Origin of the sequence: Flavobacterium pectinovorum (assembly GCF_006438875.1) — a bacterium.
GTDB lineage: Bacteria > Bacteroidota > Bacteroidia > Flavobacteriales > Flavobacteriaceae > Flavobacterium > Flavobacterium pectinovorum_A.
On record NZ_RCZH01000004.1, the window covers coordinates 103299 to 125851 of the forward strand.

14 protein-coding genes are annotated in these 22553 nt (G+C 33.7%); 12 read left to right on the plus strand and 2 right to left on the minus strand.

Going from position 1 to position 22553, the window contains the following annotated elements; all coding sequences use genetic code 11:
- Positions 1-166: 166 nt before the first annotated feature.
- The 9 genes from EAH81_RS06720 to EAH81_RS06760 all read left to right on the plus strand — a co-directional run bounded on the left by EAH81_RS06720 (position 167) and on the right by EAH81_RS06760 (position 15211).
- Complete coding sequence (locus EAH81_RS06720) at positions 167-757, plus strand: TetR/AcrR family transcriptional regulator (RefSeq protein ID WP_140505169.1); 591 nt, start codon at positions 167-169, stop codon at positions 755-757.
- 65 nt (positions 758-822) lie between these two features.
- Positions 823-1272: a PaaI family thioesterase gene (locus EAH81_RS06725; protein WP_241676527.1), complete on the plus strand. Its 450-nt coding sequence runs from the start codon at positions 823-825 to the stop codon at positions 1270-1272.
- A gap of 189 nt (positions 1273-1461) precedes the next feature.
- Positions 1462-3012, plus strand: coding sequence for a DHA2 family efflux MFS transporter permease subunit (locus EAH81_RS06730; RefSeq protein WP_140505172.1), 1551 nt, complete (start codon positions 1462-1464; stop codon positions 3010-3012).
- A 334-nt stretch (positions 3013-3346) separates the two neighbouring features.
- Complete coding sequence (locus EAH81_RS06735) at positions 3347-3904, plus strand: GNAT family N-acetyltransferase (protein ID WP_317130490.1); 558 nt, start codon at positions 3347-3349, stop codon at positions 3902-3904.
- Between the two features lie 425 nt (positions 3905-4329).
- The gene (gene hmpA, locus EAH81_RS06740) at positions 4330-5541 is read left to right on the plus strand and encodes an NO-inducible flavohemoprotein (RefSeq protein ID WP_140505174.1); all 1212 of its coding nucleotides are present in this window, start codon (positions 4330-4332) and stop codon (positions 5539-5541) included.
- Between the two features lie 803 nt (positions 5542-6344).
- The gene (locus EAH81_RS06745; RefSeq protein WP_241676528.1) at positions 6345-7802 is read left to right on the plus strand and encodes a histidine kinase; all 1458 of its coding nucleotides are present in this window, start codon (positions 6345-6347) and stop codon (positions 7800-7802) included.
- A 105-nt stretch (positions 7803-7907) separates the two neighbouring features.
- Entirely contained in the window at positions 7908-10508 is a 2601-nt protein-coding gene (locus tag EAH81_RS06750; RefSeq protein WP_140505178.1) for a zinc-dependent metalloprotease, read from the plus strand.
- Positions 10509-10538: 30 nt separating this feature from the next.
- Positions 10539-13880, plus strand: coding sequence for a SusC/RagA family TonB-linked outer membrane protein (locus EAH81_RS06755; RefSeq protein ID WP_140505180.1), 3342 nt, complete (start codon positions 10539-10541; stop codon positions 13878-13880).
- A gap of 11 nt (positions 13881-13891) precedes the next feature.
- Positions 13892-15211 carry a RagB/SusD family nutrient uptake outer membrane protein gene (locus EAH81_RS06760; RefSeq protein WP_140505182.1) on the plus strand — a complete coding sequence of 440 codons (1320 nt, stop codon included), beginning with the start codon at positions 13892-13894 and terminating at the stop codon, positions 15209-15211.
- Positions 15212-15268: 57 nt separating this feature from the next.
- On the opposite strand, the gene EAH81_RS06765 is transcribed toward EAH81_RS06760, so the two are convergent.
- Entirely contained in the window at positions 15269-15736 is a 468-nt protein-coding gene (locus EAH81_RS06765; protein WP_140505184.1) for a transcriptional regulator, read from the minus strand.
- 7 nt (positions 15737-15743) lie between these two features.
- Entirely contained in the window at positions 15744-16256 is a 513-nt protein-coding gene (locus tag EAH81_RS06770; RefSeq protein WP_140505186.1) for a hypothetical protein, read from the minus strand.
- Positions 16257-16426: 170 nt separating this feature from the next.
- Here EAH81_RS06770 and EAH81_RS06775 point away from each other — a divergent pair, with 170 nt between their 5' ends.
- The 3 genes from EAH81_RS06775 to EAH81_RS06785 all read left to right on the plus strand — a co-directional run bounded on the left by EAH81_RS06775 (position 16427) and on the right by EAH81_RS06785 (position 22510).
- Positions 16427-17185 (plus strand): LytR/AlgR family response regulator transcription factor, encoded by a 759-nt coding sequence (locus EAH81_RS06775; protein ID WP_140505188.1) that lies wholly within the window; start codon positions 16427-16429, stop codon positions 17183-17185.
- Between the two features lie 453 nt (positions 17186-17638).
- Complete coding sequence (locus EAH81_RS06780; RefSeq protein WP_140505191.1) at positions 17639-18088, plus strand: response regulator; 450 nt, start codon at positions 17639-17641, stop codon at positions 18086-18088.
- Positions 18089-18100: 12 nt separating this feature from the next.
- Complete coding sequence (locus tag EAH81_RS06785; protein WP_140505193.1) at positions 18101-22510, plus strand: PAS domain S-box protein; 4410 nt, start codon at positions 18101-18103, stop codon at positions 22508-22510.
- Positions 22511-22553: the final 43 nt, after the last annotated feature.

Here is a 22553-nt window from a genome sequence, read left to right on the forward strand (position 1 = left end):
TAAACGCTGCTATTTTGTGCCTTTGCAAGAGATTTATTCGTCATATCAGTATAGCTTTTAACTTAATGATACATTGATTTTCTCGGATATGTGTATAAAATAATTCCAAAAAATAAAAATAATTATACCGATTGGTATATATTTGCAGTATTATATTTTGAATATCATGAGTAAAGCCGAAAGAACCAAGCAATTTATTATCGAACAGACCGCTCCTCTTTTTAATATGAAAGGATATAATGGCACGTCTATGAGTGATATTACCGAAGCTACCGGACTGACAAAAGGCAGTATTTATGGCAATTTTGAAAATAAAGATGAGGTTGCCCTTGCCGCATTTAAGTATAATGTGAAGAAATTGCAAGATGCATTTGGACAGGAAATTGACAAACAAAATACCTTCAAAGACAAACTACTGGTTTATCCCCGACTCTACTCTAACTATCTGGATCTTAGAGTGACAAAAGGTGGATGCCCAATCTTAAATACCGCCACAGAAGCTGACGATACGCACCCGATTCTTAGAAAAAACGTAGAACAAATTATTCTTTTCTGGAAAAAAAGAATAATACAATTCATAGAACAAGGCATTCTTGCAGGCGAGTTTAAAGCGAAAGATATAAATCCGGAAAGAACGGCATTAACAATAATTGCACTTATTGAAGGCGGTGTAATGATCTCAAAAATAACAGGAAATTTAGAAGATCTATCGACCGTAATGCTTTCAGTAAATAAAGTCATCGAAGACTTGGAATAAAACAACAAGTATTTTTTTACCATAAAATATACCGATTGGTATAATAAATTAAAATCAAACCAAAAATGGAAACAATTTCGAGATTACAAGAACTGCAAAACCACATTGACAGAGAATTTACCGCATCGCCTTCACCTTTTATGCTTTGGATGAAACCTGTTGTTATTGCTGCCGAAGAAGGAAGTGTAACTTTTAAATATCTGGTCAGAGAAGAGATGACAAATCCAATAAAAACCCTTCACGGCGGAGTCACAGCAGCAATTGCAGACGATTGCATTGGCGCAACAATGTTTTCTTATAATGAAGATAGTTTCTATATCACGATAAATCTTGTTGTTGATTATTTCGCTCCAGCAAAAGTTGGAGACATCATTTTCGCCAAAACATCGGTTACCAAAAAAGGAAAACAACTCGTAAATGCACAATGCGAAATTTGGAACGAAGATCAAACAAGAGTAATCGCAAAAGCTTCTACAAATCTACTTAAGACGGAACTTTCTAAAAGAAACTCTTAAGCAAACTCCTCAGTAAAGCAGCTACGGTGTGAACACGACTATTGTAGATCAATTTTGAACACAAAATTGCACAAATTTTAATAGGTTAACATTGTTTGTGAAATTAATTTCATAGACGAATTAGTGACAATTAGTGCAATTCGTGTTATTTTTTAATCAAAAATATACCGATTGGTATAATTTATACTTATGACACCCTTCCAACGAAAACTACTCATTTTCACCGTGATCCTCGCCGCGATTATGGAACTAATTGATATTTCAATTGTCAATGTAGCACTTTATCATATGAGCGGAAATCTGGGTGCAACTCTCGAAGATACTTCTTGGGTAATTACGGCTTATGCAATCGCCAATGTTATTATTATTCCGATTACAAGTTTCTTAAGTGCCAATCTCGGAAGGCGAAATTACTACATTGGTTCTGTGATACTTTTTACATTTTGTTCTTTCATGTGCGGACATTCTTCTTCTATTTGGATGTTGGTCTTTTTTAGATTTTTACAAGGAATTGGCGGAGGCGCACTATTGTCCATATCTCAGGTTGTTGTATTTGAACTTTTTCCAAAAGAAAAACAATCAACCGCGGGAGCTTTATTTGGAGCAGGAATTTTTATAGGTCCAACAATTGGTCCAACTCTTGGCGGTTATATTACCGAAAACTACGATTGGCCGTGGATCTTTTTAATCAATATCCCAATCGGAATTCTGGTTGCTATTTCTTGTTACTTTCTATTAAGAGAACCTCCTGTAAAACCAGAAAAAGCAAAAGTAGACTGGACAGGAATTGCACTTCTTGCAATAGGAATTGGTTCCCTTCAAACCGTTCTCGAAAGAGGCGAAGTCGAAGATTGGTTCGAAACCAGATACATTATTGTTTTAACCGTTATCGCGATAAGTACTTTGTGCTTTTTTATTTATTGGGAATTAAAGGTAGATAAACCCGTGGTAAATCTTCGGGTGCTTAAAAGTAAATCCCTGATTATAGCTGCAATCCTGACTTTTGTAACCGGTTTTGGAATGTTTATTTCTATTTATTTAAGTCCCGTTGTTGTACAGCGACTTTTGAATTTCTCGCCTTTTCAGACTGGTTTATTGTTACTTCCCGGCGCTTTAATGGCATTACTAGCCCTAAAAATATGTGGTACATTATTACAAAAAGGCGTATCTCCAGTTTTAATCATTGCCTTAGGATTTGTACTCTTTATTTATTTTAATTGGCGAATGTCAGGCATAACTTTAAATACCAGCGCGGCCGAAGTTTCTACGGCGCTTATTTTTCGAGCGCTTGGATTGGCTTTGCTTACGGTTCCGCTCACGATGCTTGCAGTTTCTTCACTCAAAGACAAAGATGTTGGTCAGGGTGCAGCACTAAACAATATGATGCGTCAACTGGGCGGTTCTTTTGGTGTATCGATTATAAACACCTATATCGCACATCGCTTTGCGGATCATCGAAATGTATTAATTTCAAATGTTACGCCAGATAATGTAAAAGCAATGGATCGAATTAATGCGTATATAAACTACTTTCAGCACAAAGGTTTCGCTTATAATGAAGCCAAAATAAAAGCCCTGAAATTGATGGAAAACGTCATTATAAGACAATCTTCATTGTTGAGTTACAGGGATGCTTTTGTAATTGTTGGATTGTTTTTTGTAATCACGTTGCCGCTATTATTATTTGTAATGAACAAATCAAATAAGGTAAAACCGGGTATTATAATTTCTGATCATTAAACCTTAAAAAATTATTAGTTCCAATCGAATTCTTTTACACGACGTTTAAAATTAATCTATCAAATACCCAATGTGTAACCACAATATTGTCATTTCGACAGAGGAGAAATCACAATAGAAATTCCGCCCGCTTAATCTCCAATCTTTGTAGAGTTACGCGTGTGATTTCTCCTCCGTCGAAATGACAGAACCTTTGCGATTTTGCGTCTTTGCGTGAGATTTATTTAATAGCCATTTCAGATATATCTCTATTTCAAACATTATGTTAATTAAGAATCAAAATAAGATCCAACTCTAAAAGTTGGCGTAATTTTGTAATTCATAAAAAATACAGATGATGATTATTAGAAAAGCCATTCAAACCGATTCAGAATTTATTGCACCTTGTTTGTTATTGGCAATGGAAGACATTATCTATAAATTTATTGGAAAGAAAGATTATGATAGTGCAAGAAACTTTCTATTATATTTTATAGAAAAAGAAAATAATCAATACTCCTATCAAAATTGTTTTGTTGCCGAAGAAAACAAGGAGATTATTGGTGTTGTAAATATTTACAATGGAGCTGATTTAATCGTGTTGAGGTTGCCGATTATTGAATACGTTAGAGCAAACTTTAATCCGGATTTTAATCCGGAAAATGAAACTCAAAGCGGAGAATTCTACATTGATTCTTTGGGCGTAAATCCTAACCATCAGGGAAAAGGTATTGGTTCAAAATTACTGCATTTTTTGATTGAAGAATTTGTCACCAAAAACAATCAGACTTTAGGTTTACTGGTCGAAGAAGAAAATCCGAATGCTAAAAAATTATACCTAAAACTAGGTTTCAAACCTGTTGGAACAAAAACTTTGGTCGGAAAAACGTTGGAACATCTTCAAATTGGTTAATTGTTTTTTGTATTCAGGTTTCAAGTTTCAGGTTTCAGGTTTCAGGTTTGAAATGAGAATAGAAACTCTTTATGATTTAAACGCAAAACACGCAAAGGTTACGGAAAGTTCGCAAAGTTTAAACACAAAGCTTTGTGAACTTTGCGTTTTTATAAAATCTTGTTTGGCAAAAAAACTTTGCGGATTTTGCGGTAAAATTTACACAAGCCTTATACACATTTCAAATAAGAGTATAAAATCTATGTTTCTATGTGTTTAAAATAATTGCATTACATATTCATCTACAAGATGTGACCGTTTTTTAATTTGACTCTTATGATTTCAATCATAAAATAGAGCTTTATGATGGAGTTAAATTTGTAAATATAAATTCTGAACGGATTTATGGTACATTAAAATTTAATTCCAAATTCAAATATTCAAAAATGAATCAATATCAAAAAGAACTGATTAAGGCTACAATTCCTATTTTGAGATCAAACGGCGAAGATCTTACCTCCTATTTCTACACCCGAATGTTTACGCATCATCCTGAATTGAAAAACATATTCAATATGGGAAATCAAGCTAACGGAAAACAAAAATCGGCTTTGGCGAATGCTGTTTTGGCTTACGCCGAAAATATAGAAGACCCAAGTGTACTAATTAATGTTCTGAAAGGAATTGGAACCAAACACAGAAGTTTGAATATCCAGCAGGAACAATATAAAATTGTTGGAACCCAATTGATCGCTTCAATTGGAGAAGTTGTTGGCGAAGCTGCAACTCCGGAAATTCTCGAAGCGTGGACGATTGCTTACAATCAACTTGCTCAAATTATGATTGATCTTGAAAAAGAACTTTACAAAGAAAATGCCGCAAAACCTGGAAGTTGGAATGGCTGGAGAAATTTTATAATAAAAAAAATAACCGACGAATCCAGCGAAATCAAATCCTTTTATCTTTATCCGGAAGACGGGCAACCCATTACAGATTTCCAATCCGGTCAATATATTAGTGTTCATGTTTTTGTTCCCGAATTAGGTTTTATGCAGCCAAGACAATATAGTTTATCAAGTGCTTTTAATCCGGAATATTATAGGATTTCTGTAAAGAAAGAAATGGGAGTTGCTTCAAATCCTGCAGGGTTAGTTTCAAATACGCTTCATTCAAAATCAGAAGGCGATATAATTTCAATTTCGGCTCCGGCGGGATTATTTCACTTAGAAAAAGATTCTGAAAATCCGTTGGTCTTAATTAGCGGAGGTGTTGGCTTAACGCCGATGTTGAGTATGCTGGAAACAAATGTTAATTCGATTCAGAATAAAAAAACGGTTTGGGTTCACGGTTGCAGAAATGAATCGGTTCATGCTTTTAAAGATCAGATTGCTTCTTTAAAAGAAGAAGTGAAATGGCTTGAAACTTTTACTTTTTATGATTCATTAGAAAGTACTAATAATCAATCGGACCAAATTATTGAAGGCCGCGTTGATCTTACTAAATGCAAAGAAGCAATTTTATTAGAAGATGCAAAATTCTACATCTGTGGACCGGAAATTTTTATCAAAAAACAATATCAATCTCTTATTGATTTAAATGTAAATCAGAAGAATATTTTTTACGAAGAATTCGGACCGCAGGTTATTAATCTCAACTAGGAATTTTTGTTTCAGGTTTAAAGTTTCAGGTTTCAAGTTCAATGCGAACTTGGAATCCGCAATACCCGACAAGTTTAAAAAAACCTGTTGAGTTTCGTTGTTAAACTCGATCTTAAAAAAACCGAAGGTTTGACAAATATTGTAGGGATGTCCCGAAGCTTCAGGATCAATCCGTCCATCGCGAAGTAATAGCAAAAATGAATTTCAAACCACAAATTAAACACAATTTTGTCATCCTGACGGAGGAAGGATCACACACGAAACTCTACAAAGATTGGCGAATTTGATTATGGAATTTGATTGCGAAGAATGGATTGAAATCCATCCCTACAAAATAAATCGTTCCTCTGGAACTTTTAAAAAGAACCGAAGGTTCAGCAAATATTGTAGGGATGGATTTCAATCCGTCCATCGCAAAGTGAACGCAAAAATGAATATCATCCAGAGATTAAACACAATCTTGTCATCCTTCCTCCGTCAGGATGACAAACTATGTGTAAAAAATATTTTTTTACTTCATTTTCTAATCTCGTTTCTCCCTTAACAAGATTTTTACTAAACCAATCCCCGAAATTGCTGTTAACTTTCTATAACTAAATAGGTATCAGTCAAAAAGTTTTATATTTGCACGCGAAAAAAACAATAATACCACATTTTTATAAGGACTTAAAAGCGCTCTTATATATTAATACAAATCTTTGAAATTTACTTTTAAAAATACTTTTTCCGGCAGGAACTTCTTCATTTTAGGAATCATCTTCGTTGTTCTTACGCTTCTTTCTATTTATATATTAAGTGGCTTAATGACCCAGATTACCGAAAAATCAAATACGTCAATTCAACATCGTGGTCTTCAGGCAAAACATGAAGTTATGGCGAAGGAATTCGCACGGTTTCTTGAAACTCAAAACGAATTAAAAAATGTTGCAGAGATAAGTACTGCCCAAAACTTATCGGATAATTTAAAAGTTTTAAGTGCAATTCATAACAACGACAGTCTTGTCAAAAACAATTGGTTCCAGATTAATAATCAAAAGATAGAATTTACTGCTTCTAAAAGCAAAGAGGACTTAAAATCTGCTATAAAATATTTTGTTTCTAAAAACGGAAATCTAAAGGAGGCAAATAGTATCGTTGAAGATCGTGAAAATTTTTTCTGGCGTATCTATTATAAATATGTTGCTAAAAATGGTACCGTAATTCGATATGGTTATGATATTGATCTGAAATCACTTCACACTTATTTTGCGACGATTGATCAGGGGGCGCAAAACTATGCTTTTGTCTTTGACAAAAAGGGAACGATTATTTTTCATCCTGAAGTAAAATTACTTAAAAAGAATATTTTTAAAGTAATAAATATAACAGCCCGCGATACCACTTTTAAGGATAAAAATGACTTTAGCAGCAAAATTGCACCTTCGGAATATTTGGGCGTGGACATTGTGCGATACACAAAACGATTGAATATAAAAGGTACGAATTGGTATTTGTGTGTCAACTTTCCTAAAAATGTTTCAACTGAAGATGTAGATGCTGTAAAAAAGTATGCTTCGTTAATTTACATTATTACGACTGCTATTTTAATTGTGTTCTTTTATTTGTTTACCATTTTCACACGCCAAAATTTTAAGGAAAAAGAAATTTTGTCTCAGGAAAAAAATAAACTTCTTCTGGAAAATGAAAAGATTAATAAAGAGAAAGCATTAATTCAGTTACAACAATTAAAGGAGCAGATTAATCCGCACTTTTTATTCAATTCTTTGAATTCGCTTTATATGCTTATTGAAAGTAATACTGGCGTGGCGCGGAAATTTACTTTGAATCTTTCTAAGATTTACAGATACCTTATTAATCCGCCCATTAATAATATTGTGACGGTTCAGGAAGAATTGCTTTTTATCGAAAAATATATATTTCTGCAACAAACCAGATTTACATCAGAATTTGTATTTACGATTACCATTGAAGACGAAAGCATTCTGGCTAAAAAAGTACCTTACCTGGCTTTTCAGATTGCGGTAGAAAATGCTATAAAGCATAATATCGCTTCTGATGAAAATCCTTTGAAAATAACCATTGATATTAAAGAAAATGTTGTCATCATTACCAATAACTTAAACGAAAAGCAAAACTTCGGGAAAGCATCTAAATTTGGTCACAAATACTTAGAAAGTATCTACAATTACTATGCTAAAAAGGATTTTAAAACCTTCAAAAAAGACGGAGATTTTACTTGCATTTTACCTTTAATTGGTTAGAAAAAAACATTCACTCCCAAAAAAAAGCCACTCACTCCTTTTTGTTTTTTTTAACAAAGCCGACATTATATTTTTATCATAAAATTAACCTAAAATTAACTTTAAATGGGGAAAAAGGCATTGTTGAGAACCCTAAAAACTATCTTAGTAATGGCACTATTATTTAGTACCGGAACGATGGTTTCTCAAAAAAAGAATAAAAAGAACAAAGAGGACAAAACAGAAGAGGTTAAAGATTCGGTTAAATCTTCCAAAGGAAAAAAATATAATGATCTTATAAAACAAGGAACTTTCAAAAAAGGATTGTTCAATACTATTCAGGTAAAAACAGATCTTTATTTAGAAATAAATGATTCCTTATTTCAAAGAGAGTTTTTAGTCGTTAATAAAATTTCAAACGTTCCTTTACCTGTTAATGATGCCGGATTAAATAAAGGAATGAATTATGAAAATAAGATCATCACTTTTCACAAAGATCTTGTCGCTAAAAAAGTTTGGGTAAAATCATCAGAACCTAAAGTTTCTTCTCCGGTTGGCGACGCGATTACTGCTTCTGTAAATAGTAACTTTTCGGAATCTATTATAGAGGTCTTTGATATCGAAACAAAAAATAACGATTCGACATCAGTTGTCATCAAGGCAAATAAGGTTTTTGACGGAAAACAAAAAAGTTTCAATGATGTGTTAAGCAATATTGGCTTTGGCGGATCTGTAAAATCTGACTTATCGTATATAGAAAGCGTGAAAACGTTTCCTAAAAATATCGTAGTAAAATCACAACTTACCACTTCTGTAAGCGAAGGCGGACCTGCTCTATCTGTGACGATTGGCGTGACTTCTAATATTATATTATTGGACAAAGTGCCTATGCAACCACGTTTTGCGGACAATCGCATTGGATATTTTGCAGAGAAACACTGGTACTTTAATGACAGTCAACATGCAGTTCTTGAAAAAGAACTAATTACACGCTGGAGATTAGAGCCTAAAAAAGAAGATATTGAAAAATACAAAAAAGGTGAATTAGTAGAACCTAAGAAACCAATTATATATTATATAGATCCATCGACTCCTAAACAATGGCGCTCTTATATTATAGAAGGTGTTCGCGATTGGCAAGTGGCTTTTGAAAGAGCCGGTTTTAAAAATGCTGTAATCGCAAAAGAACCTACTGAAGCTGATACTGATTTTGATATTGATGATGTACGTTATTCGGTTATTACTTATGTAGCGTCACAAAAATCAAATGCTATGGGACCTGCGGTTGTAGATCCAAGAAGCGGAGAGATTATCGAATCTGATATTATCTGGTGGCACAATGTAATGACTTCATTACAAAGCTGGATGCGTATTCAAACCGGAGCAATTGACCCAAAAGCAAGAGGAAATAAATTTAGCGATGAACATATGGGTGAAGCAATTCGTTTTGTATCGTCTCACGAAGTTGGACACACTTTTGGTCTGAAACATAATATGGGAGCTTCTTTTGCCTATCCGGTAGAATCTCTAAGATCCAAAGATTTCACAGCAAAAATGGGCGGAACTGCTCCGTCGATCATGGATTATGCGCGTTACAATTATATTGCTCAACCTGAAGATAATGTAGAAGCGATTACGCCAAAAATTGGTGAATATGATAAATATGCAATTGAATGGGGTTACAGATGGTATGCAGATCAAACTGAAGAACATACGGAATTAAATAATCTGATTGCAAAACATCAAAACGATCCTCTTTATTTCTACGGTGAGCAACAAGACAGAGACAGTACTATAGATCCCCGCTCACAATCTGAAGATTTAGGCGATGATGCTATGAAAGCCAGTGAATATGGACTTAAAAACTTAAAAAGAGTTGTTAGCAATATTCTGGAATGGAGTTATGATAAAGATGAATCTTATTATGAAACCGGTAAACTTTATATAGGTGCTATTGGTCAATGGAATCTATACAACTATCACGTATTAAACAACTTGGGCGGTATTTATTTGAATACAACTGTTCATGGTGATAATAAAGCGAGTTATGTTCCGGTTCCGGCTGCGATACAAAAAAGAGCTGTAGCTTATTTATTGAAAAACACGATTGCGATTCCGGAGTGGTTATTTTTTAATCCGATTTTGGATAAAACAAATCCGCTGCAAGATTCACCTCTGGGACCATACGAATATACGCCTTATACATTGGCAAGAGAATTACAATACGGTCTTTTCTATAGTATGTTAAGCGATGATCGTTTATTAAGAATGACTGAAAACGAGTTATTTCAACGTAATGGTACTAAAGAAAATATATTTACGGTTACGCAATTATTTCAGACACTACGTCAAAACATTTTTGCTCCAACCATACAAAATAAGTCCCTTACGATCTTGGAACGTATGACGCAAAAAAATTATGTTGATGTATTGATTGTTTCGACAAACAAAATTTTTGAAAAGACTGATGCCAAAAAAGGAATTCAGTTAAACGAAAATTTAAATATGCCTCAATTGTGTGACTATTTAGACGATTCAAAAATGGCGCGCAACATTAACCAGTCTTCTCTAAAAAGAGTTACAGAAGTTACTTCTGATAAAAAAGGGGAACTAAATCAGATTCTGCAATTATTGAAGTCTAAACGAAGCATTGGAAATCAAGAAACCAAGAATCATTATTTTGATTTGATTCAACGTATTGAAAGAGCATTAAACAACACATTATAAAATTTTAACCAATCTCCAAACACAAACCTAATGAAAAATTTATTTTACATGCTGAGTTTCCTTCTTGCCCTTTCCGGGTATGCGCAGGAAAGGACAATTAAAGGAAAAGTACTTGATGCCAAAGACGGACTACCAATTCCGGGAGTTACTGTTTTTCTTGAGAACAGTTCCGTATCAAACAACACACAACAAAAAGGTGTGATCCAAAGTTCAAGCCTTGGAACCGTAACTGATTTTGACGGTACATTTGAATTTAAAATCAACAGTAATATGAAAAGTTTAAGAGTAACTTATATGGGTTACCTTCCTTATACTATTGATATTACATCACAAAACAACTACACTATTTCTTTAAAATCTGACGTAGCAGAATTAAAAGAGATCGTTGTAACAGGTTACCAAAAAATCGAGAAAAGAAAATTAACATCGGCTGTTGCACAAGTTGAAATGGCAGATATCAAACAAGCGGGTGTTGCGAGTTTGGATCAAATGTTAATTGGTCAGGTTGCGGGTGTAGCGGTAACGCAACAAACGGGAGCTCCCGGAACGATCTCAAAAATTAGAATTCGTGGTACTGCATCTCTTAATGGTGCACAGGATCCGTTATGGGTTTTAGATGGTTTGCCTCTTGAAGGAAATGATGTTCCTCAAAACTATGACAAAGACAATATAGATGTATTAAGTAACTTTTCTATCGCAGGTTTAAACCCTGATGATATCAAAGATATTACCATATTAAAAGATGCTGCTGCAACTGCTATTTACGGAGCAAGAGCTGCAAACGGTGTTATTGTGGTAACGACTAAAAAAGGAAGAAAAGGAAACATGAAAGTAGACTTTAACGTTAATACTTTCGTGACTCAAAAACCTGATTTTTCTAAATTAAACCTTATGAATTCTTCTCAAAAAGTAGATTTTGAACTTTCGCTAGCTTCAAGAGAAGATTTGACTTACAGAGACACGGCTGGGGAAATTTCCCGCATTCTAAACCAGGCTAATGAATTAGGAGCCTATAGATCGGGAGGTTTTTCGTCTCTAAGTCCAACAACACAAAACTCAATCAATACTTTGAGAAACAGCAATACCAATTGGGGTGATTTATTGTACAAAGCTGCCTTTAACACGCAATACGGATTAAGTTTATCCGGTGGTGGAGAAAGATCTGATTACTATTTCTCTTTAGGAGCTTTTAATGAAGAGGGTGCTACTGTAGGAACTGGTTTTGACAGATACAACCTTACCTTAAAAAACAACTTCGATGTAACTGATAAATTGCATGTTGGTGTTGGAATTTTTGGTACTCAAAGCAAGAAAACAAGTTATCTTTCAGATACAGATGGTTTTACAAATCCTTCTAATTATTCAAGAAACGTAAACCCATACCTGAATCCATTCAATGCTGATGGAAGTTATAATTATGATAAAGATATCAAAGGATATGGAAATAGTTCTGTATATGTTCCTTTTAACTTCTTAGAAGAAAGAGAAAATACAAGTTATGAACTACTAACAAGATCGGTAAAAGCATTACTTGATGTTGATTATAATATTACGAAAGGCTTAAAAGCAAGTACTCAAATTGGTTTACAGTTTGATAACAATTCTTCTGAAAAATACGCTGGTAAAGACACTTACTATACAAGAAAAGAAAGAGAAAAAACAAGTGTATTTGCAAACGGAGCTTATAATTTTTTCCTTCCTGTTGGTGGAATTATCCAAAATTCAAACACTGACTTTTTCCAATACAACTGGAAAACTATGGTGAACTATAGTACTACTCTTGGAGGAAAACATGAGTTAGAATTTATGGTTGGTAATGAACTAAGAAAAAACAAAAGCACTTCTATTAATACGAAAGCTTTTGGTTATGACCCAAAAACATTGACATCAACTCAAATTGTTTTTCCAACTCCAAGCTATGCAGCTGATACAAACTATAGAACGTATTTAAAGAATGAAAACGAAAATGCATTTGCATCATTCTTTGCAACAGCATCTTATACTTATAACAGAAAATATACTTTCTTTGGAAGTGTTCGTTATGACGGATCAGATTTATTTGGTGCAGATCCTAAATACAAATACTTACCATTATGGGCAGTATCTGGTTCATGGGCAGTATCTGAAGAAAATTTCTTAAAAGATAGTGATGTGATTTCTAATTTAAGATTACGTGCTTCTTACGGTTTACAAGGAAATATCGACAAAAATACTTCTCCGTATGTAGTGGGTACAAACCAAACAACTGTTATTTTACCAGGACAAACAGAACCTGTTATTTCAGTATCTTCTCCTCCAAATGATAAATTAAGATGGGAAAAAACTACTAATACTAACATTGGAATGGATCTTGGTTTATTCAAGAATCGTATCAACATTGTGACTGATGTTTACGGAAGAAAAAGTACTGATTTAATTGGTTTACAATCACTTGCTCTGGAAAACGGATTTGAATTTACAAACGCTAACTGGGCGCAGGTAACTAATAAAGGATATGAAATTTCTTTGTCTACAAGAAACATTGATCATCCAAACTTTAAGTGGAATACAACAATTAATTTTGCTCATAATAAGAGTAATGTAGATCGTATTCAAACAAGATCAAATAGTTATTTACCTTCTAGAGAAGGACTTCCGGTGAATGCGGTATTCGCATTAAAAACTGCAGGAATTGATGAAAATGGTTATCCTTTATTTGTAAATAAAAAAGGAGAAACCGTAAACTCACAAACCTTTTTTGCCCTTTTTGACCCCTATGCAGATTTTTTCCCGGGAGTTCTATCTCAATCAAAACTTACAGATGCAGAAACAAGAGATTTGTTTACTTATGTAGGAGATTTAGATCCTAAATTTACGGGTGGTTTTATGAACACTTTTAAACTTCATAATTTTGACCTTACAATTGCTACCACTTTCAATATTAAACAAACTGTCGTTGAAAAACCTACTTTCAATGGTACAACTTTAGATCGTGGTCAAAATTATACTACTGATGCGCTTAATGCGTGGTCACCTACTAATACAGGTTCACACATACCTGGAATTACAAGTGAAACTTCAGGAACAGGAGATTCATGGATGGCTTACCAATGGTATTCTGGAGGAAATCAATTGCCAATGTACAACTATTTAGATACGTGGGTTCATGAAATGAGTTTTATGCGTGTAAGCAGTATTCGTTTTGGATATTCTTTGCCTAAAAAAGCTATTAACAGTTTGTTTATGGAAAACGTTAGATTTAGTATTGAAGGTAGAAACCTATTCGTAATCAGCTCTGATTATAAAGGTTACTTTGACCCTGAAACTTATGGAAATATCTATGCACAACCAATCCCAAGATCAATTTCTTTAGGATGTAATCTAACTTTTTAATCTGATTCAAAATGAAAAATATATTAAAATACGTATTCTTTGCCAGCGTAGCAATTACTACTGTAAGCTGTGATAATTATCTTGATGTTAAGCCAGTAGGTAAAGTAATTCCGGAAACTTTGGGAGATTACAGAGCCATAATGACAAAAGGATATTCTGTAACTGCAATCCATAAAGCATTGTCTGCTGTGAGAGCAGATGAATTGACTTTTGATGAATTTAATGATAATGCTACTTTCTATAAAGACCATTATATCTGGAACGATATCAATCCTGATAAAACGACAAACGTTTTTCCTTATGCAGCTTTGTACAACAGGATTTTTTATACGAATGTAGTTATCAATGAAGCAAGCCAAAAGTTAGCGCCTTCTGCTGAGAAAGACCAATTAATTGGAGAAGCTTATGCACTAAGAGCTTTAACTTACTTTGATTTATTGAACATATTCAGTAAACCTTATAATGCTGCAACAGCTGCATCAGAGAGAGGTGTTCCATTGGCTTTAAAAATAGATTTAGAGCAGGCGTATGTTCCTCAAAGTGTTGCTGTTATTTACGATCAGATTTTATCTGATGATGAAGAAGCAAAAAAATTATTGAATTTAGATACACAAACAACAGGTATTAATTACCGTTTTTCTAAAGCTTCTTTATATGCTATGGAATCTCGTATTTTCCTTTACAGAAAAGAATGGGCTAAAGCTATTACTGCTGCAAATAAAGCAATGACGTACAAAAATGCTTTAATAAATTTAAATACGACACCAGCTTTACCTAACCTTTATAATGGTCCGGAATCTATATTAGCGCTTGAGGATCCTTTTATCAATATTATAAAAGGAACAACATATGCTTCACTAACTTTAACTGGAGCTTATGATAAAACAAACGACTTACGTTTTGCTTTGTATTATCAGGCAAGCGGAAGCAAATTCAAATTTAGAAAAGGTGGAGATATCGCTCAAAAATGTACTTTTAGAACTTCTGAATTATATTTGACAAAAGCAGAAGCGTCAGCGCAATTGAACGATCTTCCAACAACAAGAACAACAGTTTTGACTTTTATCAAAAACAGATATAATGCAACAGGCTACAACACATTAAGCACATCGATTGCTGCAATGACACAAACTCAGCTTCTTGATTTTATCGCTCAGGAAAGACAACGTGAGTTTGCGGTTGAAGGTCACCGTTGGTTTGATTTAAGAAGAACTACTCAAAAACAAATCATCCATACCTATGCTGGAGAAGATCATACTCTAATACAAAATGACCCGCGTTATACGCTGCCATTTCCTCTAGATGCAAGATTAAATAATCCGGCATTGTAATAATTAAAAAAGCCGTCTCAAAAAATATTTGAGGCGGCTTTTTACTTTTATAAGCAATTATACTGCTTGAACTAAATTACGATAATCATATTTTTTATAAGCTTCTACATTCGCTTTTTCTCTATTCAATTCGATTATCTCATTTTTTAACTGAACCCTATACCATTGCTCTGGTTTGGTATGAGAAAAAGTACTTAACTTCAATACAAGTTTTGCATTTAACTTTCTTTCTCCTATAAGATACTTATGAAGATTACTATCTTTCATTTCAAAGTAAGAAGCTAATTCCTTTTTAGTAATATTGAGTGTTTTTAGATACATCTTAACAAAATCAAGAACTTTTAAAACCTCAGTATCATTTTCGCTTTGAATATAATCTTCCAATTTATATTGAATAGAAAGCAATTGATTCTTTAATATCTGTTCTTTGGATTGTTTTGAAGAATGAGATTTTATAATTTTTTTTAAATCGTCTTTCTTCTTGTCATTCCAAATATCACTAATTTGAATTTCTTTATTTTTCATATTCTTTTTAATTTAAAAACTCGGTAATTAATTTCTCTCCTCCCGCCGGAGGAATAATCATGGTAGCCTCTCCATATCTGAGTGCATTATATTTTGTTGAATACATGGCCATCAGTTTTACTTCATCACTTTTATCTTCTTCCATAACATCAAATACCAAATAACCTCTGTATGGTTCATTGGCTTTTATAAAACTTAACCTGCAGGCAAATGCAATTAAACAGCCCGCCACTTTTTCATATCTTTTATTCAATCCCTTATTATGAGGTGCGATTTCTACATAAGCCATATAAGGTTCCACTTTCTTTTTCATTTCAAAAATCAGGCATCCTTCAATTACATCAGGAGTTTCTTTACTTACTAAAACATACGTTTCATGCCCCACTTCTTTGGAATGCTTTTTAAAATTAAACCTCCATCCATCAGTTATAGAAGGCAAATTTATTTTTACTGATTTTACATCTGAAATTTTAGCATCAATTAGACTATTTTCATCAATCTTTAATATTTTTACATTCATTATCTCAAACATATTCGTTACACAAATATACTAAAAAATTATACAATATGTATAATTTTAATTCACACTTCTTTTCTTCAAAATATTGGAAAATACTAAACAATAAGTTCTGCAAAACAGTAACACATAAAGCACTAAGTTTTATTTACCTTTGCAGAAAAATAAACCAAATGAAAATTGTCATTATTGAAGACGAACATCTGGCGTCAAGCTATCTGAAATCAATTCTGGAACAACAAACCATAATTTCGATCAGTGAAATTTCGGTGGTGAAATCTGTAAAAGATGCCGTTGCATTTTTTAAAATAAATACCGTTGATCTTGCTTTTATGGATATCCATTTGGGAGACGGAAAAAGTCTGGACATTTTTGAGCAGACTCTTGTATCTTGCCCCGTTATTTTTATTACCGCTTATGATTCTTATGCCGTAAAAGTTTTCAAACATTTCACGATTGATTATCTTCTAAAACCTTATGAAGAAGAAGAATTATTGGAAGCTTTAATAAAATATAAAAACATAAAAGAAACCTTTAATACCAACTTAATTGTTGAATCCCTTGTTGAAATTGAAAATCAAAGCAACATTCAGCATCACTTTTTGGTTAGTCACAGAGACAAACTCATTTCTATAAATGATACGGCAATTACCTATTTTTTTGCCACAGGAAAACACATGTTTATTTATACCAATTCTGGCAACAGCTATTTGTACAACAGCAATCTAACGGATGTAATTAATAAACTTGATCCGGTTCTTTTCTTTAAAGTCAACCGAAAATATATCATCAACAGACATCACATTCAGGAAATCATCAAACATTCGAGCCAAAAAATTGAATTGCTTCTACATGTTTCTATTCCTGATAACGAACCTATTATTTTGAGTAAAAAAGAAATTAATAATTTCAAGAACTGGTTGGATTCATAATAGAAAGCTACTTTAAAAATACTCTCGTATTCTTAACTAAATTTAATTCTCATTCAAAACACGAATTTCATGAATTTTCACAAATTCGTTCATGAAATTAATTCCATATGCAAACCTCCCTAAAAGAAGAATTTACAAATAAAGGTTGGTCCGTAAATGTTATTGAAATTAAAGATGCCATACCAAGGTTTTGTCGTGAACGGAAACTAACTTTATTTGGCAGTTACAGTAGTTGAAAAAAACGGAAACATCTACATAATTGTTTTCTCTATCAACTTTCTGTTATTCAATAATGGTTATAAAAAAACGTACTATTTTCAAAATTGGATTATGAATTATCATCCAAAAGAGTTAATTTTATTGCTATAATCTTGACTATTTGTAATAAAAATAGCTCTATCTTAGCAGAAATAAATCATATTTGGGTTTATAACTTTTTTATCTTATTATAAAATGAACAAACAGAATTACAATCTTTTACTAGCAGACGATGATGAAGATGATTGCGCTTTTTTCAAAGAAGCCTTAGATGAATTAGCGCTTCCGGTATCACTTGTAACTGTTAATGATGGCGTGCAGCTAATGGATTATTTAGAAACGAATTTCTCTGGAAATTTACCTGATATTCTTTTTCTTGACCTCAACATGCCCCGTAAGAATGGTCATGAATGCCTGGCTGAAATAAAGGATAAGGAAGAACTTAAAAATCTTCCGATAATTATTTTTTCGACATCTCTGGATACTGACATTGTTGATTTAATGTACGAAAAAGGGGCTACTTATTATATTCGCAAACCAGGCGAATTTTCTAAATTAAAAAAGGTCATTGGCAATGCATTAGCCATAACATCTGAAAATAATTTCAAACAACCCATCAGGGCAAAATTTATTCTTCAACCTTAAATAGTTTTTGGAATGAAACCCACAAACAAAGAGCATTATTTTCTTGCCGATGGTGGAGAAATGGGAGAATTATTACGTTCTAAAGATTGGAGTAAAACCCCGATAGGAAATCCCGAAACCTGGCCACAAAGTCTTTGTACAATAGTTGCCGTAATGCTCAATAATCCGTTTGGGATGTACATTGCGTGGGGAAATGACTATACGCAACTTTACAACGATGCCTTCCGCCCTATTCTTGGTGCGACAAAACATCCCGAAGCTTTAGGGATAAGTTCTCAGGAAACTTTTGCGGAAATTTGGGATACTATAGGTCCTATGTTTTTTGAAGTTATGAAGGGAAAAGCAGTTAGTATTCCGGATTTTAAGGTGATTTTAAACCGAAACGGATTTGATGAAGACTGCTATTTTGAATTCTCTTATAGTCCCATCAAAATCGAAAACGGAACTATTGGCGGTGTTTTGGTAACTGTAATAGAAACTACTGAAAAGAAAAAAGCGACCGAAGCCTTACAAGAAAGCAACTCTCGATTTATAAATAATATTATGCAGGCGCCTGTTGCAATGTGTGTTTTTAGAGGTAAAAACCACGTTGTAGAAATTGCCAATGCACAAATGATCCAGTTATGGGGCACGGAATATGAAAAGGTAATTAACAAACCTATTTTTGAAGCCCTGCCCGAAGCTCAAAATCAGGATTTAGAAATTTTATTGGACAACGTATTTAAAACCGGCGAAAAATTTGTTGCAAACGAACGCCTTGTTCTTTTGCCTCGAAATGGAAAAGTCGAGACTACCTATATTAATTTTGTTTATCAAGCACTTAGAGATACAGACGGAACAATATCCGGAGTTGTTGCAATAGCGATTGAAGTAACTCCCCAGATTTTAGTCCGATCCAAAGTAGAAGAAAGTGAACAAAAAATAAGACAGCTTGTTGAGAATGCCCCTTTTCCTATTGCTGTGTATGTTGGCAAGGAAATGGTTGTAGAATTGGCCAATGATTCTATTATTAAAATATGGGGAAAAGGAAATGATGTTATCGGAAAATCATTTAAAGATGTTCTTCCTGAATTGGACAATCAATTGGTATTTGAACAAATTAATACCGTTCTGGAAACTGGAAAATCCTTCCACACAAAAAATACACCACTCGATCTTACCGTAGATGGAGAATTATATACTTACTATTTTAATTACAGTTTAACGCCTCTCTACGATGTAAATGGTGAAGTTTATGCCGTAATGAATACCGGAGTTGACTTAACGGACCTCAACTTAGCAAAGAAAAGAATCGAAGAAAGCGAACAGAATTTGCAAAGTATGGTATTGCAATCGCCTATTGGTATTTGTGTTTTGGATGCTAAAACTTTGGTTAGCGAAATTGTAAACGAAAGTTTTGTTGAAGTTGCCGGAAAACGCTACGACGAAATTGCCGGAAAATACTATTGGGACACCTTTGCAGAAGTCAAACCTTACTATGAAGAAGCTTTGCAAAAAGTGGCAGACGAAGGTATTCCGTTTTTTGTCAATGAGGTAGAAATGATGCTTATCAGACATGGCAAAGAAGAAAAAATCTATGTGACTTTTGTTTATGCACCACTCAAAAACATAGAAGGCGAAGTCAAAAAAATAGCCATTTGGGTACTCGATAATACGCAACAAGTAATTGCACGACAAAAAATTGAAGAAGCTGATAAACGTTTTAGAAACACCGTAAAGCAAGCTCCTGTTGGAATTACAATTTTACGTGGTTCAAATTTCGTAGTCGAAACAGCCAATGAAGCCTATTTGAAATTAGTAGACAGAGAAGAAAATGATTTTGTTGGCAAACCTTTGTTTGATTCATTACCTGAAGTCGAAGAAACGGTTAGTTCAATGCTAAATAGTGTATTAAAAACCGGAATTCCTTATCATGGAAATGAAGTTCCAATTCCGATAAAGCGTTATGGAAAACTAAGTATCTGTTATTTTGATTTCCTATACCATCCGCTAAAAGAAGAAGACGGAAAAATTTCAGGTATTATTGTGACCGTTACCGAAGTCAGCGAAAAAGTTGAGGTTCGAAAAAAAATAGAACAAAACGAAGAAAGGCTTAAAATTATAGTCGAAGCCAGCGAATTAGGAACCTGGGAATTGAATGTAAAAACAAGAGAACCCCTATATTCTAAAAGATATCTCGAAATCATAGGCGGTTATACAGAAAATGTAGAATTGACGCACGAGCAATTACTAAAGCATCTTCATCCTGATGATATGCACATTAGAAATAAAGCTTTTAAAGAAGCACTTACTTCAGGATATTTGAATTATGAAGCCAGAATGATCTGGAAAGATCAATCTATTCACTGGATGGAAGGCAAAGGAAAACTTTTCTATGATAATGAAAATAATCCTGAGAAATTAATTGGGACAATAAGAGATATTACTGATGAAAAAAATCATCAGCAGGAACTTGAAGAAAGCGAAAAAAGATTCCGTAATCTGGTGATGCAATCTCCTGTACCAAAAGCGATTTTGAAAGGCAGGGATATGAAAATTGAAATTGCCAATATTGCGCTTCTTAAAACGATTTGGAAAAAAGAAGAAGATGAGGTTCAGGATAAAAACTTATTTGAAATTTTCCCGGAACTCGAACAACAAAAATACGGACAGCTTTTAAAAAAAGTTTACAAAACGGGAGAAGTACATTCTGAGTCAGAATCACTTTTGTATATCAATGGCAAAGATGGAAAGCACCAATTGTATATTGATTTTGAATATGCTCCTTTGCGCGAATCAGACAACAGTATCTCTGGAATAAAAATGACTTTGATTGACGTAACAGAAAAAGTCGAAGCCCGAAAAAAAATTCAGGAAAGCGAAAAGAGATTCCGCTCCTTAACAGAAAGTATTCCGCAATTAATTTGGGAAACCGATGAAAAAGGAAACGCCTTATTTGCATCCGGAAAATGGTTTGAATATACCGGTATAAAACCTGCTGGCGAAGCCGAATGGAAAGCCATGATTCATCCCGATGATTATGATGAAAATGCCAGAATATGGAGTCATAGTTTAGAAACAGGCGAAGCCTACAGATGTGATGTTCGCGTGAGACGAAAAGACGGATATTACAGGTGGCATGCCGTAATTGGCGAACCGGTTTATAATAAAGATAATAAAATTATAAAATGGGTTGGTGCCTTTACAGATATTCATACGGAGAAAGCATTTACGCACGAACTCGAACAGCAAGTAACGGTAAGAACCAAAGAATTGAGCCAGATAAATGAATCGCTTAGAAAAAGCGAAGAACGTTATCATTTGATGGTCGAAGAAGTTCAGGATTATGCCATTTTATACCTAAATCATGATGGTATAATTGAAAACTGGAATGTTGGTGCCGAGAAAATAAAAGGATATAAAGCAGACGAAATTATCGGAAAGTACTTTTCTATTTTTTATACTAAAGAAGACCGAGAAAGCAATCTTCCGCAAAAGCTCCTGAACCTTGCGATCGAAAAAGGAAAAGCAACACAAGAAGGCTGGCGCGTTCGAAAAGACGGAACCTATTTTTGGGCAAGCGTCGTAATTACGGCAATTCATAACAAGAAACATCAAGTTATTGGTTTCTCAAAAGTAACACATGATCTTACCGAGAAAAAGAGAGCCAGTGATAAACTAAAACAAAACGCATTAGAACTCGAACAAAAAAATACTGAACTGGAGCAAATGAACAAAGAGCTTCAGTCTTTTGCTTATATCTCAAGTCATGATTTGCAGGAGCCATTAAGAAAAATACAGACTTTTGCCACGCAGATTATGGAGAAAGAATTGCAGAATTTATCTGATAATGGCAAAGATAAATTCATGCGAATGCAAAATGCTGCACAACGAATGCAAACTTTAATTAATGATTTGCTCTCGTATTCCAGAACCAATATTCAGGAAAGAGTATTTGAAAAAACAGAAATCGCCAAAATTATTGATGAGGTAAAAGATGATTTAAAAGAAGAGCTGGAACAAAAAGATGCCACTATAGAAATGGGAAAAACATGCAAAATTGATGTGATTCCTTTTCAGTTTAGACAACTGTTATACAATTTGATCAGTAATTCTCTTAAGTTTTCTAAACCGGAAACTCGTACTCTTATAAAAATAAACAGCGAGATAGTAAAAGGAGCAACTTTAGACAATGATAAACTAAACGATGAAACCAATTATTGCCATATTAGAATTACGGATAACGGAATTGGTTTTGAGCAACAATACAGTTCCAAGATATTTGAAGTATTTCAGCGTCTGCACGGAAAACTCGAATATACCGGAACAGGAATTGGTCTGGCTATTGTCAAAAAAATAGTTGATAATCATAACGGATTTATCACCGCAACGGGCGAACAAAATATAGGAGCCACTTTTGATATTTACATTCCGGTGAAATAAGCTGTAAAACAAAAATCCATAAAAAAACGGAAATAACTTTAAA